Origin of the sequence: Bacteroides uniformis (genome assembly GCF_025147485.1) — a bacterium.
In the GTDB taxonomy this organism is placed as follows: Bacteria; Bacteroidota; Bacteroidia; order Bacteroidales; family Bacteroidaceae; genus Bacteroides; species Bacteroides uniformis.
In genome coordinates this window covers 2,096,999-2,114,683 of the sequence record NZ_CP102263.1, presented here as the reverse complement: position 1 = coordinate 2,114,683, position 17,685 = coordinate 2,096,999, and the positions used below count along the sequence as shown (strand labels likewise).

Genomic DNA, 17,685 nt, shown 5'->3' with positions numbered 1-17,685 from the left:
TCATTTCCTAAGAAAATCACGCTGTTTCAGCACAAAAACCGGCAGGAAAAAGAAGATACCGATGACGGACATCACCAGTCCGCCAATGGTACCCGCCGCCAATGGAAACCAGAAAGCCTCCTTGTCCTCACCTATCATGAAAGGGATAAATCCCAGAATGGTAGAAACTACCGTGAGGAAAATAGGAACGACCTTCGCATTCCACGCCTTGACGTAGGCACGAAGAGCGGAAAGACGGGGGAAACGACGTCGGATGCTGTTGTACTCGTTCAGGATATAGATGCTGGCATTCACCGTGATGCCGCACAGCAGGACGAACGAGGCAAAACCGCCCTGGTCGAAGTTCAGCCGGAACCAATAGAAAGTAAGAAATACCCCGATATAAGAAACCGGAATCACAAAGATGATGGCAAGCGGCTGCTTCAGGGAGTTGAACAGAACGCTGGTCGTAAAGAAGATGATGGCTATCACCACCAGCAGAAGCAGGTATTGGCGGTTGTCCTTCTCGCCCCATGACCAACTGTTGCTGTCCGACTCGGCTGTATAACCCATCGGCAACAGTTTGTTGAACTCCTCCAGGTCACGTTTCTGTATCTTGTTGCCCATCTCATTGGAGCCGATATATTCGTATTGCAGGCAGAGGCGGTACTGCTGGTTTTCTTTGGCAATCTCCTGCGGCATCTGTCCCTTTTCCACAGTAGTCAGTTCGGAAAGCTTGTAATGCTTGCCGTTTCCTACTCCATAGGGAAAGAACTGCATCGCCCAGATGTCATATTCGGCAGACTGGCGGGAAGAGAGCTTGATTTTCTCCGTTCCCTGCTCGGCCGCTACCGAGCCAATCTCCAGATTCTTGCCGAAGATGGGGCGCACCGCAGAGAAAAGCACTTGCGCGTCGATGCCCTCTTGCGCCATGCGCTCCTTGTTCAGGTTGAAGTAGAATTCCTGATAGTCATCCTTCCACCAGGAGAACTCCGAATTGATGAGCACTTCCTTGATACGCCGGTGCGTCAGCAGCTTGGCCTTCAGCTTCTCCGCCCACTCATAGAGTTCGTCGTAGTTGTAGCCGTACATCCTGATGCGGTAGGAGCCGGCACTCTCGCGGACGTCATTACTGAACCCCTGGTCCTGCAATCCGTAGATGCCCCAGCTGCCGCCTCCCAGTTCCAGTGCCTTGCTTATCATATTGGCTTTCAGTGTATAGGGAAAACCGCTGTTCCGGGCTTCCTTCTTGAAATAAATCTGCATACTGGCACGCCGGGGGCTGTAGATGGAAGTATGAAACTGCCTGATTTCCTTGAACCGGCTGAGGTAGGTCTCCATACGTTTCATCAAAGTGTTCATCTGCTCGAGGGTGCTGCCATTGGGAAGGTTGGCGTTGGCATAGAGCACCACCTCCTCATTACGGGTGAAGTAACTGCCTTCGTACACCTTCTGTATGAAAAGCCGCAAGCTGCCGCCCAGCGCCTTGTCCACAACGGGTTTCACCGACTCCTTATAGGTATCCGAACCGAATACCTTATTGTAAGCAGCTTCCCATTTTCCCCCTCCTTCCAGTTTGTCGGGCAACAGAAAAACAGGCAGACCGAAACCCAACAGCAACAGCAGGCATACAGCCCAGCGCCAACGGCACAGAAAACGGATGAGAGCAGAGTAGCAGCAGGAGAAATAAACGGGGAAACGTCTGAAAATCCGTCCCAACCTTGTTTTGAATGTTTGCGTCAGCCCCGGCAAGACAAGACGCCTCTTCTTCCCCGTAATCCGCCTCACCAGTCCTATCTTCTCAATCATCGACGGAACAAAGAACAATGCCACCATCAAGGAAACAGCCAGATTGATGATCACTACCGCTGCAAAGTCCTGCAGGTTGAGCCGTATCCTCTCGTCAAGGAAGAAAATGATAACAAGCGCACCCATCGTAGTGAGGGTTGCCGCCAACACCGACAGGAAGGCCTTGAGATTACGCCGGTGCAGAATGTGGTCGGTCATGACAATGGTACTGTCTATCACCAGATTCAGCGAGACAGTGATACCCGCCAGCGAATAAAGCTGCATCTCAAGTCCGAAGAGGTAGTAGAAGATAAGTGCCACCGCTATATTTACAGCCAGGCTGGTAACTATCAGAAAAAGATATTTCAACTTACGAGTAATGAGCCATACGAATACAAGCAGGATGAGTACCGTCAAACCGGTACGGAAGTAAATCTTGTCCAGTTCTTCCCGTATGTACTCGGTCGCATCATAGCTGGTATGCACTTCATATCCGACAGGAAGTACCTGCCGAACAGCTTCCATCTCGTCCATCACGGCACGGTTCAGTTGCAACTGGTTGGCAGTTTCTTCCGCAGTAATGGATAGATAGACGGAATTCAGCCCATTGATGCGGTAATAGCTTTGCGGCTCCTCCTCCATACGGACAGCCGACACCAGTTCGTCCAAGCGGAGCAGTTTCCCGTCGGTAGCCGTCACGGTGATGGCAGCAGGATTAAAACCAAGGGAGTTGCTCTCCGGCACCAGTGCCAGGCGTATCCATTCCCGGCTACCGTTACCTGTATCCACATTGTGCGTACCCAGAAATTCCTTCCGGTAATGCCGCTGTACTGCCTCGCTGATGTCCGATAGGGTCACACCCAGCAAGCGCAACTGTTCACTGTCATATTCCAGTCTCCACTCCATGGGCGTGGCACCGCTGAGTTCCACCTTATAGATACCCGGAATATTTGCCAGCCGCGGCTTGATATGCTCCTCGGCATACTGCTGAATCAATATCGGAGTGGAAGGGGCATTCAGTGTGAAGGACATGAAAGGGCGTGAGGCGTTCTCGTCGGGCACTTTCATGTGAATGGTGGGATAGCTGACACCTTCGGGCAATTGGGGCCACGTCTGCCGGATGATGGTGGAAGCTTCGAAGCGGACTACCTCGACATCGGCATGCTTGTCCAGCTCCACAGTAATGTTGCCGTAGCCGTTGCCCGAGGTGGAGTTCAGCCGCTTCACTCCGCGGATACGCGCCAGCATGGATTCCAGCTTGCTGGTCACTTCCATCTCCACCACCCGCGACGAAGTGCCAGGCATGCTGAAACCCACCGTGAAGCCGGGCAGGCTGCGTGACGGATTCAGCTTGACGGGGAGCAGCGGTATCAACGCCACCCCTACCAAAGCAAGGCAGACAAACGCCACTATGACGGTGAAGGAAGAAACTCGTTTCATCAGTTATTATAATCAAATTTTTCCGACAGCGAAAATCCGCTGGCAAAGTCGTGCAACGTCAGTTTCCGTATCTTGTAATAATTCAGCCAGTAGTCCTGCAAGGCGGAGATGTAATTGCGTTGCGCTTCCTGCTGGCGGTTCAGCGAGAGGGTCAGGCTGTTGATGTCTGCCTTGCCGATAATGAAGCGCTGGCGGGTTTCGTTATACGCCAGGATGGCAAGGTCGAGGGCCTCTTCGGCACTGGCGACGAGGGCTTGCTGGACGTTGAAGTCGCTGACGGTCATGATAACCTCCTCCTCAATGCTGATTTCACTTTGCCTGGCAGAAGTCTTCACCACGTTCAGATTGTTCCTCGCCATGTTGTATTTGCCTTTCCTCACGCCCCAGTCCACCAGTGGAATGGAGACACTGACCGACACCATCTCCTGCTGCATGGGATGCCTGTATGCTTCACCGAATTTCTCCGCCACCTGGTTGAAGCCGACGCTGGCGTTGATGCTGGCATTGAAGCGCGATTCCTTCTTCGTCTTGTCTACTGTCTGCTCGGCTTCCAGCACTTCCTGACGAAGCCCCAGAAATTCCGGATTGTTGGCTTGAGCGGCCAGCAAAGCCTCATCAACCGGTATGGTCAGCGCCCTCGGACGTCCCGGAAGCGACACCCTGATATCCGTGTTCTTCTCCATATTCAGGAAAGATGCCAACGAAAACATGGCGCGCTTCAAGGCACTGGCGGCATTCTGCAAAGTATTGCGGGCGTTCACCACGTCGAGTTTCAGCGTCAGCAGGTCGGCACGGCTGATGGCGGCTATTTTCAAGCGCTGCATGCCGATGCGGTAGAGGGTATCGGTGGAGACGGCATTGTCCTTGGCCAAGTCATATTCCGCCTGTGCCATGGCAAGCGCAAAGAAATAGGTAGTGGCCTGCTCGGATACTCGCTCTGCATTGTAAATATACTCCTTCTTCACCTTTTCGTACTTCAGCGGCTCAATCCTGCGTTCCCAACGGAAAGGATTGTAACCGACCAGACTCTGCGAGTAGCCCAAACGAACCGGAACACTGGTGAACTGGGTATACTTGTTTCCACCGAAGCTCCGCATATAGCCCAGCTCCGTATCCAGATAGAACGTACCGCCCGTCAAGTCGAAATTCTGTCTGACGGCAAGATTGCCGTATGCATAGAAGGACTGCTGGCTGCGATAGATGTCAAGGTCCTGTTCGGAGTCGTAACGCTTGGTGATATCGCGGTTGTACTGTGCCGGAGTCATGTTCAGCGTCAGGCTGGGAAGGCGGTTTGCCTTATAGGTGCGGTATTCCCAATAACCGGCCAGATACATGTTCTTGGTGCGGAAGGCTTCCAGCGAACTGTCATTCGCCAGAGCAATGGTCTGCTGCAAATCGAGCGTTATCCGCTGTTGGGCAAAAGCGGAAAGGGCTCCCAGACTGAACAAAAGTATAAGACTTAATTTCTTCATGCTCTTTCTTTTCTATAAATAAACCAATATATCAACGGGATGATGAACAGACTGACCAGTGTCCCCACGAACATCGCCCCAATCATCGCTATGGAAAGCGGCTTCTGCAGCTCCGAGCCCATGTCGAACGAGAACAGCAGCGGAACCATAGCGAAAATGGTGGTGAGCGATGTCATGATGATGGGCCGGAGCCTTCTGCGCCCCGCCTCGTGGATGGCCTCGAGCAACGGCATACCAGCCCTCCGTAATTCATTAATGGCATCCAGCTTTAGGATGGAGTCGTTGATGATGATACCGCACGTCACTATCAGTCCGATGGCAGACATCAGGTTCAAGGTATGCCCGCATATCCACAACAGCAACAAGGCGAACGCCACATCTATCGGAATTTCCAGCAGCACGATGAGCGGCTGCACGAAGCTTTCGAACTGGGCGGCAAGAATGAAATACATCAGCAGGATAGAGATGAAAAGAATCACCACCAACTCGTCCAGCATCTGGCGGTTGGAGAAGAAACTGCCGGAGAAGGCCGTATCCCAGTCACCCGTGGCATCTGCCTCCCGCTTCACCTTTTCCATCAACTCCGGAGCATCGTCCACTTCATAGAAACGGAACGGTATATATTCACCGTTGCGTCCTGCCGTAATCGTTTTCAAATCCTCGGCCGGACGCACCTTTACCAGCTCCCGAAGCGGAATATGCTCCACTTCGCCCTTACTGTCCGGACGGGTCTGTATCAATGTCTGCTGCAGCACCTCATTCACTGTCCGCTCCTCGCCCACAATGCTGATAGGCAGGTATTGCTGGTAGGAATGGAGCATAGCTACGCTGTTCTCCTTGAATGCCGTCCGCAGCGTACGGTAAAGCTCGTCATACGAAACGTCATAGAGCAACAGCTTTTCCTGCAGGATGCTTATGTCAAGCTGGTTCTCGAAAGCGATACCTACGGGCGCTGTCCCCGTAAGCTCCGCAAACTGTTGTTCCAGTCCGCGCAATTCTTCCGCCGCCGGCGCCTTCTCCTTGTTACGGGCATAAAGTTCCGCCACCACATCGGCCTCCCCGGTCACGAAAAGCTTCTCGAACACGGTTTCGGGTGGAGAAAAGGAGACTGTCGCCAACGGATATTCCCGTGTCAGCCACTCGCCCGCCTGCTTCTGCAAGGGAGCAATCCCGTCAGGCGAGGAAGTCTTGAAATACAATTCTGCCTCCGAAGAAGAGAGAGCCTGCTCACGGTTCAGCAGATAGTCCTGCTGGCCTATGGCAGCCGTCTGTTCCACAGTCTTGTCCAACAACTGTCCGAACAGCACATTCACACGATGCCGGTTCTCGTCCACATGTATATTTTCGTTCCATTCCACATGGACTATCAGTTCATTCTGGTCTATCTGCGGCATACGCTCCTTGGCTATGGAATAGAACAGAAAGACACAAAGAGGAATAGAAACCACACAGAATATGATACTTACCGTCTTATGGGAAAATACCCAGTCGATGCCCGCATCATAAAAACGGTCCAGCGTATGTTCCTTCAACGGATTGTTGATGCGGATGCGGGAGAACCACGACCTGCCGCGCAACCCCGTCCGGTAGACCAGCATATAGAGGACCGGCAGCAGCATGATACCCGTGAAGTAGGAAACCAGCAGCCCCACCGTAACAGAGAATGCCTGGTCGTAGAACAACGCCCCTGCAATGCCGCTCATGAATATCAGCGGCACAAATACGGCAATAGTGGTCAGCGACGAACTCAGCATGGGCGTAATCACCTCACTCGTTCCCGTCACGCAAGCCCGCCGCAACGAATAGCCCCGTTCGCGATACTGCGAAATGTTCTCCGTCACAATGATGCTGCTGTCAATCATCATACCCAACGCCAGGATTAATCCCGACAAAGAAATGATATTGAGTGACATCTTGAACAAGTAGAAGAACAGGAAGCAGATGACAATAGATACCACCATACTCAACCCGATGATGAACGGCGACTTGACATCCCCCAAGAAGAGTACCGCCACAATGCAGATGAACAGGAAACCCAACGACAAATTTTGCTGAAGATTGGAGATGGTATAGTCCAGCAACTCCGTCTGGTTACGGCTGATGCTAAAATCAATGTCGGGATATACTTTCTTGAAGTAGTCCATCGTGCTGTTGATGGCAAGCTTCATGTCTTCCATATTCTCGTCCGCCTGCTTGATGACGGCAAGGGTAACGGCACGCTTGCCATTGCTCATGGAGACACCTTTCTCCTTGGCAGGAACAATCTCTACCCGGCAGAAGTCTCCCAAGCGGATGATACGTCCTTCCTTTCGCAGCAGGATGCCCTTCACGTCCTCCTCTGTCCGCAGCAGGGTGGAGAACTTAATGTTGTATTCGTAGTAGCCGTCGCGCACGGTCATGCTGCCCGGCTCCACGTTGTTTTGCGCCAGCACGTTTTCTATGTCTTCAATGGAGAACCCCAACACAGCAAGCTTATCCGGGTCGGGCACAATCTGTAACTGGCGTTCGACCAAACCCGTGACATCCACCATTGCCACTTCCGCCAACTGCTCGATGCGACGCTTTATGACATTTTCGGCAAACTCGCACAAATCAAGAAACGCGCGTTCGTCCACCTTGCCGTATGCACTGTCGCTTTTTAGGGTCAGATTGAGGTAGAAGACAGGAATGTCCGTCGCACTTGCCTTTATCACCTTCGGGCGTTCGGCATCCTTGGGCAGATAGTTCATGGCGGCGTCAATCTTCTCGTTCACTTCTATGAAGGCAAGGTCGGTATTCGTACCGAAGTCGAAGCCCAGGCGGATGATGCCTGCACCATCGCGCGTCTCGCTGTCCATGTCCTTCAGTTTCTCCACCTGGATGAGCTGCTGCCGCAGAGGTTTCACCACCGTATTCTCTAATTCACGCGCCGAGGTATTCTGCGCCGACACCTGCACTGTAATTTCCGGGATGGCAATATCGGGCAGCAAGGATACCGGCAAGGTGAAGTAAGTCACCAGCCCGACAATGAAGCATGCTGTAAATGCCATCAGTACGGCAATAGGCCGCTGTATCAAAAACTTTATCAATTGAACTATGAATTTTGAATTACCACTTATCACTCATTATCTATCAACCACCTTCACCGGTGCTTCATGTGCCAGATTCACATTTCCCGTCACAATGACCGTATCGCCCTCTTTCAGGGCATCGTCGGCCATACTATAGCTTTCCGCATTCTCCAGACCGGTCTGCACATAGTTCCACTGCGCCTTTCCGTCTTTCAGGGTAAACACCACCTGCTTGCCCGAACGCAACACCACGGCACTCTTCGGGATTACAAGCTGTCCGCCCAGAGAGCGGTGCACGTTCACCCTCACGTTCATCCCACTGAACAGCCGTCCCTTGCCATTGACGGTAGCCTTCACCTTAACCATCCCCTTGTCATCCACCAGAGGATTGATTTGGGTGATGCGCCCCTCCTGTCTGGAACCGGCATCCGAATAAGGGGTAACAATCACCTTGTCGCCACTCTTTATCAACGGCAGTTCGCTTTCCAGCACCGTGAAGTCCACCTCCATACCTTGAGTGCCGATAATGGAGCAGAAGGCTTCCGAGGTACTTGCCTCGTTGAACGGTTTGGAGAACAGGTTCGCCACTACCCCGTCAAAAGGCGCAACCAGCGTGGCGTGTTCCTCTTCATACGCGGCAAGCTCATACTGGGCGAGGCTCTGGTCGTAACCGCTCCTCACGCGGGCCAGCTTCATGATGTCAGCAGGTACTTTGGAGGCATCCCCCACCGGATAGCCTTGCCCTATCAATACATCCTGCAGCTCAAGTTCCGCTTTTTCCAAGGCATCCTTGGCCTGCGCGGTCTTGTTCTTCAGGCGGAACTTATCCAGTTCGGCAAGTTTCTGCCCTTTGCGCACCGGGTCACCGTTCTTCACGTAGATGTGTGCCACTACACCGGTGGTCTCAAAACGCAAATCCGCCATGGCACCGGCGGTTACTTTTCCGTTGCTCACCAGTTCATGCTCAAAGGTCGCCCGCTTCAGGACTTTCACGGTCACTTCATTGCTTTCACTTGGCAGGACGGTTGCCACCCCTTCCTCGGACTCTTTTCCCTTTCCGGCATCGGAGCAGGCGGCAAGCAGGGCAACGGCCATGCATAGCAGGTATCGATAGTTCTGTGTCTTCATATTCATACTCAATTATAAATTGATAAAATTAATCGTTTCAAAAAAACGAACCGATATTTGCATGTGGACACTTTTTTCATAGCACTTTAGCAATTAGTTCACTCATTATTAACACTTTCCGTTTTTATTCATCTTTTTTAATATGGACAAAAATAAGCTGAATCTTTTTTATTTCCTCCCTCATCTGTCGTATTGCCGTAGAATGCACTTTCGGCTCTTTCGTCAATACCATCCACTTCATTTTTTCAAACTTGTCCGGTTGCCTGAAGCTTGGTTCCGCATAAAGCTTCGCAAGCAGATAATAGGGATAAATACGTCCCGGCAAACGATGGGTGGAACGGATAAACCAGTCTTCCGCTGACAAGCAATCACCCATCTGCTGATAGTTCTTGCCTATCACATTCAGTATCATGGGGTCACAACTACGCTGTAAAGCTTCTTTCAAAATACGGTTGGATTTACTGAACTGCTGCTGCTTGTGCAATCCATGCCCATATTCGAACAAGAAAGATGCCCGGTCCCTCAACAGAGGATAAAGGCGCCCGTACTCTTTCTCTGCCGATTGATACGCACCTGCATTATACAGCACCCGCGCATTCATCCACTCCCGACAGGCCTGCTCCACTTGCAAGTCATTCTTCAGGCGAAAACCGCCAATGATGCCTACTGATACAGCCAGCCCCAACCATTGCCAACGGTCGGCACCGGACAAGCACGCCACAAGCAATCCTCCAAATGTAACGATAAATACCGGAAGTTGTAGCGGATAGGAGGAAAAAGAGAATATCATCAAAGAAAGAATAGCCCCACAGATACCATAACGTCCTTTACGGACTCCCCTATACAAACACAGCACGACCACAACCAATAGACATACCGCCAAAGGAATGCCCAGTTCGACCGCAGCCTGCAGATATTCATTGAATGCATATTCCGGACTTCCCGCCACACGTTCCTCCCACGGTTCATAATCACCTGCTGCAAAATAAGTTTCCTGCGCATTTCCATAGGCTGCTGCGAAATTATGAATCCCATATCCGGTCAACGGCTTTTCTGCAATGGCACGACAAGTTATCTTCCACATGAAAAGACGGCCACGTGCAGAATCGGGTTTCAAGACAAACAGTAAATAGCCCGCCAATAGCAAGACACAGAATCCACCGACCACTACCATCACCACACGCTGCCTTTGCTGCTGCCATAATAATCTGAACTTATCCGTCCAATCCATATGCCAAGCATATACACACAGACAGGAAACTCCTGCCGCCAACCATGCCGAACGGCTCATTCCTGCCGGAAGCACACAAAGGATAAGCAGCATCACACCACCAGTGACCATAGTTCCAGCCTTATCCATCACCTTTTCCCATCTTCTTCCATCATTCCGGTCAGAGCAGAGAATCTCCCCCCTCTTGGTCAGCCATTGATACAGACAGACCGGAAGTATCATGGCCAAATAGCCGGAATAAGGCCCCGGATTGAAGAAAGAACCTGTCAATACATACAAGGAATGGTTGGACACAGCATAACCATAAAGCTGACTCAATCCCCAAACAGCCTCAATGCCCCCCAGCATTACCAATACCCACGAAACCGGTATAAAAAGAAAATACCTTTTTTCCATCATCAATCCAGCCATCAACAGACATCCTGCAACTACCAATGCACTTTTATCGAAATAGAGCCATTGCCCTATAACATCAGCTACAGGAAGTCCGGAAGAAACGTTACATGCCAAAGACAATAAAACTATACAAGCAATGTAGACCAAACTTCCAGTCAATAGATTACGTACATTATTCATTCTATCTATCAAATATTCAATAGTATTCTATAATTCACCAAAAGATTTGTTTCCCGTCTTTATATTCAAAAATCCGTTCATCTTTACCGGCTGTGTGATTCTTCAGATAAAATAAAGCACCTTGAAACCCTGAATAGACAATAGAATCTGACACAGCCATTTGCCGCCCGACAGAATTCCATTTTCCTCCACCCCAATAAAACAATTCATACAAATTACCTTTATAAATAAAATTCACCTCATTACGAGGAGTATACACCACCTTCTCCACACGATGGGGACTTCCAAAGTCCATCCCGGTCCATCCTCCATCCGGATGTATATAATCAAATGAAGTATCCGGATTACCGTCAAATGCGTTCAAATATTCATGTGTATTGTCTTCAAAACTTCCCGGAGTACCTATGATTTCCCCATATAGAGGTATGGTATCTTCCGTATTCTCATAAAAAGCCAGTTCCGAGATATTACAGAAACATCCGTCAGCACCCTTATAGCGCATATACCGATACGGTTTATCAGACTTCAACCGGGCCACAGTATATAGCCGATACGGAGCCTCCTTTATCAAAAGTAGAGTATCCTTCCACCCAAAGTCTGCCCGGTCGCTTCCTTCCACTACTCCCCCAATCATCCGGTCATTGAAAAGAACACTCAAAGTAAGATGGCACTTCCTATACAAGACCAATTCCTGCTTTTCAGCTTCCGGAACAATGAACCGTATCTTTCCGGTTTCACGCTCCAGAAGAAAAGGAGAAGATACTGCAGCGTATTCCTTTCCGTTCCAGGCAGCCAGCGTAAAGACCGCCCCGCCTCCCACATCCTCAAAACGAGCCTCCCCCTTCTTAAAGAAAGTATATCCTATAGGTTGCCATTGTAGTCTGTTGGCAAGGCACAAATACACCATATCCCCCTCACGAAACTGTCCGGAAAGCAAAGAATCCGGAAGAGCTACAGTCCAATTCCTGCTACCGGTATAAAGTGCAGTGACATCGCGGAAGAACGGACGTCGGAATGCCGGGTAAACATCGGAATATTTCCCCAGTTTCCGTACCGCCTCCTTATCAATACTATAGGTTGCCCGGTACATTTTTCCCCTCGAAATGCTATATTCTTCCGCTTTGCTCCATACTTCTTCATAAGGAAGATTTGCAATGTATGTCTTTCCTTCCTTATCCAAAACAAAATTCCAGAAATGAGAGGCATTGTTGTCTCCTAATACCATCACCCTATCTACTCCGCACGGAATGCCCAATGCCCGCAACACATATATCATGGCATCCGTAAACTCTCGGCAACTGCCCGTATGCCATTTCAGTACATCCGGTCCCAAATGAGGCCCCACCGGAAAAAGAGCCGTATTCCGGTAGTTCGCTTTCCGCAACGTATCCATCAACAACTGGGCGGCAACCTTAGGATTATCAGCCTCATCTGTCTTCCTGAATTCATCCAAAATCGGGCTATAGCACTCATAAATTTCTTTGCGCCAGAGAGAAAGCGGCTCATCCCCTATTCTATAAGGCAATATATATTCGCAGAAAGTATCAAAATCAACATGCTTTCCCCAAGGTTGCTCCCGCCAGACTTTGAATGCCCATTCTATATGATTGACCAAAAAAGCGGAATCCACCGTCATAATGTCCCTCTTATAAGTCAATTGATTTATAGAAAATTCTCCATCTGCTCTTTTCAAGGAATCAATCAACTCTTGCACATGCCTGGAATAAGGAAATGAAACGTATTCACTGAAATACTTCCTGTAATTCTCCAAGGCCTTTCCCTCGTAAGCACCATGAAAAGGCATATTCTCTATCAGAAAACAAGCAGCACGATATTTGTCACCGTCCTCTTCCTTGTAACGGTCCAGTACCTTTTGCAACTCCGCACGGTTATCACCGGCAAGATTCAAAGCTGTGTCCAACCACTGATTTTCCGAAGAACAAGCCATAAACAGACCTGCTGTAAACCATACCCATACACACCAATGTTTCATATCACTATTCCATTTTTTTCTATTCCAATCTGAAAGACAATCCAATCAATCCTTACAATCCGATACAAATACCTGCTTACCATCTTCCATATGAAATATCAGTTCTTCTTCTCCACGGGTACTGTCATGCAAATAGAGCAAAGCTCCCGATGGTATCCCGTCATATGGCAGAAAAGGTTTTTCTGCCATTTTCTTCCCCAATGAGTTCCAACAGCCCTCTCCCCAATAGAAGAGTTCATAACAATCCCCTATCCTGACAAAGTTATCATCGTTACGGGGCATATACATAAAATTGTCTATAGTAACAACCTTTCCAAAATCCACCGTTACACTTGCACCGGGTTTTGATGAAATGAAATACGACAACGGTTCATTATCATAGACCTGATAGGCAAAAGTATTTGCTGTGGCTGGAGCATCTCCCCAACTGTCTATAGGGACAATCTCTTCCTCTCCTTTATAAAAATGCATTTCGGCAACTTCCGCATATCCCTCTGCCGAAGAACAAAAACGGGCATAGCGACCCCTTACCGGTTTCTCAAGAATAACGTGATTATAATTGATACCGGGCGTATCTTTCACAGTACACAACAACTCCGCATTTTTAAAATCCTTATCACAAGCCGCCTCAAAATGCCCGTCTTTTATCCCTCCCATATAGTTCCTGATACGTTCCGAAAGAGGGTATTTCCGATACAATTCAGCAGAATAGCACTTGGAGGTATCTGCAACATAAGGATGTATATCCTTGCCATCAAAATAAAAAGGATTTCCAATAGGGCGATACTGCCCGTTTGCGAATGCCAACAATATATAAACCTGCCTCGAAGCCAAATTCCTGAAAAGCGCTTTTCCACTTTCTACCTTAGTAAAATCTATTCCCCGCCACCCATAAGCACTGAACAACCCCACATAAACATAATTCCCGTCCATCCCTTCTACCGGCAGTTCCAGATTCGAATCAAAATAATTATCCGACACTTTTCTTGCAAACACATCCTTAAAAGCAGCCGGTACGGACCGGTTCCGCATAAAATCGCCATCCATGTCCCATTGTCTGCCAAAACACCGGCGGTAAACCACGCTCGGGCGCCGACTGTCAATATAGAAACTTCCCCGTTTCGGCTTCCGGGAAGGGAAAGTAAAAGGAAGGCAGACACCCGTTACATCCCTCACCACATTCCACACATGCCCTTTCCGTGTTTCCGCATTGAAAGTATAGAAATCATAGGCTACCGGGACGCCGATGGCCCGCATCACATAAATCATAAAATCACAAGCATCCTGACACTTGCCGATACGATTATGCAGCAGGTACTCTCCTCCCAAATGCGGATAGTTAAAGACCCATGTAAACCGGTAAGGGTCTTCCTTCTGCAAATACTCCCAAACTACGCTAATCGCCTCCACTACATCGATACCCGTATAAACCTCGTCCAGCAAAAAGGAATAACGGTCATGGTATATCTGCCGCCAGTTGTCCGGAGTCTCATTTCCGATACGATAGGGAAGCAGCCATTCACAGAAATCTGCAAAAGAAAGGGAAGCATTCCACGGACGCTTTTTCCAACCATCAAAAGCCAAATCAATGTTATTTATCAAGAATTCAGCCCTTATATTCAGTACATCCGGTTTTCTCTGCAATCCGGAAGGGGTATAATAATCCCAATCCGGTACGGCAGTATCCTTCAGCATCACCCCATAAGCATCTGCCGAAGCCAGCACTGTTTTCAAAGAATCCAGTTCTTCACCTTCAAGGGCATAGTGATAAGGCATATTTTCTATCAAGAAACAAGCGGCTTTATATTTTTCAGGCTCATCTTTATAATGTTCCAGTACCTTTTCCAGTTCGCCTTTGTTGGTTGCAGCACACTCCAGTGCGTACTCCAATCTGCCGGAAGCATTGCAAGCCTCCAATATCCCGGCAATCAATAATATCCAGAGCAATTTAAACAGAACTTTCATCTTAGTCTATTCTTTTAAAGATACGTTTCCATCTCATTTTTCCAGTATTCGGGCTGACGGACTTCCATACCAGCCATGCCCTTCCCACTATAAATGGTTCCGGCAGTAATCCCCAGTAGCGGGAATCTTTTGAATTCACCATCTTGTCACCCGAAACAAAATAATAGTTCTCACAGAAGCGGTAATTGTGTATCACACTGTCCCCCAGCAGAACCGAATCTCCATGCAATGTCAGTTTCTTTTTCTGTTCCCACTCTATCACGTTCCGATACAGCAACCGTGTTTCCGGATTCATTCCTACCACGCTGCCTTTGGCCGGTATATAAAGAGGCCCAAACTCGCTGATAGTCCACCCATTACAGCCACCATCGGGAAAGCTCTTAAGAACAAGGCCCCGTTCCTCCGTCATGCCCGAAGATATCAATTTACCTAATTCCTCCTGCGCCTGCACATTTCCTGCGATACCATCAAATCCGGACACACGATAATGTGTATTCCTTATCTCCAACGTATCACCCGGCACGGCGATACAGCGCTTCACGTAATACAACATCACGTCCAGCGCAATGTTGTCCCACCTGCCCGGATAAGGAAAATTGAACACTAGTACATCATTCCGCTGAAAATTTCTCCATCCGGACATACGGTGCATCCTCACCTCCTTTTTCTCCACGGCATCAAGCACATTGAATAGGCGTGCTCCACCCGAACATTTATCCACCAGAATACAATCACCCGCCAGCAACGACGGTTCCATCGAGTCCGACGGTATCTTGAAGGAGGTCACCACAAACACCTGCAATACTATCAGTATCACAACAAGCAGGCACAGACAGAATAATACGTTTGTTATTCCATTCAACCATTTTTTCAATTGCAGCCGCTCCTTCATCCCATCAATCAGTTATTTTGCATCCCCGCTAATCTTCAATACCAACGGAGAAGTTTCTGCATTGCAATATACCGTTATCGTCTTGTCAAAGTGCTCCGGATGTTCAGCTTTATAAACCACTTCCAAATCTATTTCCTTACCCGGTAATGCCGGTTCCTTTGAATAAGCTACGGTAGTACAACCACAAGAAGTAGCAACATCTTGTATAACCAATGGGTTATCTCCGATATTCTTCAAAGTAAAAATTGCCTTTTGTTCTTTCTGCCAATCAAAAACACCTAACAAGATGGAAACTTTGTCCGTGGCAACTTCTGTTTTAATATCCTTACTTTCATTCTCTATTGCTATACTCTCACCTCGAATTATCTTAACATACAACTCTCTTATTTTAGGATTATGAATAGGATTACCGATAGCAAGTACTTTATTATTCCGATTCAATAGAAAAGTTTGAAAAGTCATATCTGAAGGAAAATGATTTAGCTTATTAAAACTATCATTCTCATCCAAACAAATCGGATACTCAAAACTGTCACGTTGAAATATAAAACGTAGTTCAGACTTATCTTTAGGATAAAAGTAAAAAAGGAATGATACTTTATCATGGTTTAGAGAATCCATCTTAAGTATAAAATCTTTCCAATTTTGCAACTGCAATTTACAGCTCGTGCAACCTATAGAATCAATATAAGTTACTATTTTGTAATCACAGTTATCTCCTGAATGCTTTATAGTGTCTTTCCCTTGAATAGTAAACACAGAATTAGGAGGGAATTGTATTTCTTTTCCTTCCCACTCTCTCACTAATTGTATAACATGATTCTTTGTTTTGTTCTGACAAGAGGAGAACAGAATCAGTAATACCATAATATACATTGTAAATACAAACCCTTTTTTTCATCTCTATGGAAATTTATTTTTTCAGTTCATACACCATTGAAAGATTTATAATACATAACATATAATATTAAACCCACCCTCTTCATTTTTTACAACAGCAAACATCTTTTTATCTTTTTCATTAACTGCAATATGAAACACATCCATATCAAGTAGAAGTTCTTTTATGGGATTACCATCCCAATCAAAGACAAATACAGTTTTCGATTTTCTTTGAACTTCATATATTTTCCCAGCCGAATATAAAGCATACAGATACTTAGGTGTTGGGCACACTTCAATAAAACCATGAATACTTTCTTTGGTTAGACGTGTACTAAACAATTGCCCACCATCCTCTACTACAGATTCACATATAGGATTCCCTAAACGCATCGTTTTTTTAAGTTTAATTTTATTATCAACTATTTCAAAGAAATCCAAGTTAGACGAAAAATTAACAGAATAGGCAAACTCATTTTTATACGGATGCTTTGCCATACATCCTTGATTGGAAAGATATCTAGTTATAGCATTGAAACTACTATCAGCAGCATTATAAACATCTATACCATAATCTAACACACGATTGTTTGCATCAAATATTAAATGCTGATAACGCGCTTCATACATTCCTCCTACTACAAAAATAGAATCATTAATAGTAATAAGCCTCGATATTAGAGCATTCGATATTTTATGCTTCGTCAGACGTGTAGGAGCACCATCAACCACACCACTCCGCAAAGAATCAAGGCTATATTTCATCACTATTCTACTTTGGTCATTATATGTCACTAGACACTTTTTTTCTAAATAGCCACTACTACCAAACATTATTTCCAAAGGACCCTGCCCTATATTTCCAAAACGACCAATCTGTCTACCCGACTGTTGATCGAACAATGTAAAACATTGATTGGAACGTGTATCAAAAACAACCAGATTTTCCTCGTCACATGCAATACCTTCTACACGACCTAAGGAATCTTCACTGATTAGGCATTCTTTTCTTTGATTCAAGGAAAACGTTTCAGGAAATAATTCCCCAATTGTTTGAGGTGGTTTATTATTGCAAGCACTTAAAAACACGATGTACAATACTCCCCACAAGAATCTATTCATTTTATTCATATAGTTTATTTTTAATATATTAGTGTCTGAATTTTCAACCCCATGCCATCATTTAACTAAAGTATAATTATTCTTCAAGATTTTGTATATATCCCCAACTAAGTTAGAGACCCCCAAAAAGGCTCAAAGCACACTTATTGTATTGTAGCATCATGAAT

General features: G+C 47.3%; 10 protein-coding genes. All 10 read right to left on the bottom strand.

The window, feature by feature from the left end:
• The 10 genes from NQ510_RS08030 to NQ510_RS07985 all read right to left on the bottom strand — a co-directional run bounded on the left by NQ510_RS08030 (position 1) and on the right by NQ510_RS07985 (position 17,527).
• A complete protein-coding gene (locus NQ510_RS08030; RefSeq protein WP_005823862.1) occupies positions 1 to 3,207 on the bottom strand; it encodes an efflux RND transporter permease subunit in 3,207 nt (1,068 codons plus the stop codon).
• The gene (locus NQ510_RS08025) at positions 3,207 to 4,679 is read right to left on the bottom strand and encodes a TolC family protein (RefSeq protein WP_005823863.1); all 1,473 of its coding nucleotides are present in this window, start codon (positions 4,677 to 4,679) and stop codon (positions 3,207 to 3,209) included. Before NQ510_RS08025 ends, NQ510_RS08030 begins: the two co-directional genes overlap by 1 nt.
• Positions 4,676 to 7,747 carry an efflux RND transporter permease subunit gene (locus NQ510_RS08020; protein ID WP_034525328.1) on the bottom strand — a complete coding sequence of 1,024 codons (3,072 nt, stop codon included), beginning with the start codon at positions 7,745 to 7,747 and terminating at the stop codon, positions 4,676 to 4,678. The genes NQ510_RS08025 and NQ510_RS08020 overlap by 4 nt, the downstream gene beginning before the upstream one ends.
• A 36-nt stretch (positions 7,748 to 7,783) precedes the next feature.
• Positions 7,784 to 8,857 carry an efflux RND transporter periplasmic adaptor subunit gene (locus NQ510_RS08015; RefSeq protein WP_034525355.1) on the bottom strand — a complete coding sequence of 358 codons (1,074 nt, stop codon included), beginning with the start codon at positions 8,855 to 8,857 and terminating at the stop codon, positions 7,784 to 7,786.
• Between the two features lie 124 nt (positions 8,858 to 8,981).
• Complete coding sequence (locus NQ510_RS08010) at positions 8,982 to 10,664, bottom strand: O-antigen ligase family protein (RefSeq protein WP_005823866.1); 1,683 nt, start codon at positions 10,662 to 10,664, stop codon at positions 8,982 to 8,984.
• Positions 10,665 to 10,698: 34 nt separating this feature from the next.
• Positions 10,699 to 12,657 carry a transglutaminase domain-containing protein gene (locus NQ510_RS08005; RefSeq protein ID WP_005823867.1) on the bottom strand — a complete coding sequence of 653 codons (1,959 nt, stop codon included), beginning with the start codon at positions 12,655 to 12,657 and terminating at the stop codon, positions 10,699 to 10,701.
• A gap of 45 nt (positions 12,658 to 12,702) precedes the next feature.
• The gene (locus NQ510_RS08000; RefSeq protein ID WP_005823869.1) at positions 12,703 to 14,622 is read right to left on the bottom strand and encodes a hypothetical protein; all 1,920 of its coding nucleotides are present in this window, start codon (positions 14,620 to 14,622) and stop codon (positions 12,703 to 12,705) included.
• A 1-nt stretch (position 14,623) separates the two neighbouring features.
• Positions 14,624 to 15,514, bottom strand: coding sequence for a signal peptidase I (gene lepB, locus NQ510_RS07995; RefSeq protein ID WP_005823871.1), 891 nt, complete (start codon positions 15,512 to 15,514; stop codon positions 14,624 to 14,626).
• Positions 15,515 to 15,526: 12 nt separating this feature from the next.
• Complete coding sequence (locus NQ510_RS07990; protein WP_009037137.1) at positions 15,527 to 16,390, bottom strand: DUF1573 domain-containing protein; 864 nt, start codon at positions 16,388 to 16,390, stop codon at positions 15,527 to 15,529.
• 69 nt (positions 16,391 to 16,459) lie between these two features.
• Positions 16,460 to 17,527: a BF3164 family lipoprotein gene (locus tag NQ510_RS07985; protein ID WP_005823873.1), complete on the bottom strand. Its 1,068-nt coding sequence runs from the start codon at positions 17,525 to 17,527 to the stop codon at positions 16,460 to 16,462.
• Between the last annotated feature and the right edge of the window lie 158 nt (positions 17,528 to 17,685).

Bases quoted from the DNA above. Each gene is read 5' to 3' on its own strand.
- NQ510_RS08030 (WP_005823862.1), bottom strand. From the start codon at position 3,207: ATGAAACGAGTTTCTTCCTTCACCGTCATAGTGGCGTTTGTCTGCCTT.
- NQ510_RS08025 (WP_005823863.1), bottom strand. From the start codon at position 4,679: ATGAAGAAATTAAGTCTTATACTTTTGTTCAGTCTGGGAGCCCTTTCC.
- NQ510_RS08015 (WP_034525355.1), bottom strand. From the start codon at position 8,857: ATGAAGACACAGAACTATCGATACCTGCTATGCATGGCCGTTGCCCTG.
- NQ510_RS08010 (WP_005823866.1), bottom strand. From the start codon at position 10,664: ATGAATAATGTACGTAATCTATTGACTGGAAGTTTGGTCTACATTGCT.
- NQ510_RS08005 (WP_005823867.1), bottom strand. From the start codon at position 12,657: ATGAAACATTGGTGTGTATGGGTATGGTTTACAGCAGGTCTGTTTATG.
- NQ510_RS08000 (WP_005823869.1), bottom strand. From the start codon at position 14,622: ATGAAAGTTCTGTTTAAATTGCTCTGGATATTATTGATTGCCGGGATA.
- lepB (WP_005823871.1), bottom strand. From the start codon at position 15,514: ATGAAGGAGCGGCTGCAATTGAAAAAATGGTTGAATGGAATAACAAAC.
- NQ510_RS07990 (WP_009037137.1), bottom strand. From the start codon at position 16,390: ATGTATATTATGGTATTACTGATTCTGTTCTCCTCTTGTCAGAACAAA.
- NQ510_RS07985 (WP_005823873.1), bottom strand. From the start codon at position 17,527: ATGAATAAAATGAATAGATTCTTGTGGGGAGTATTGTACATCGTGTTT.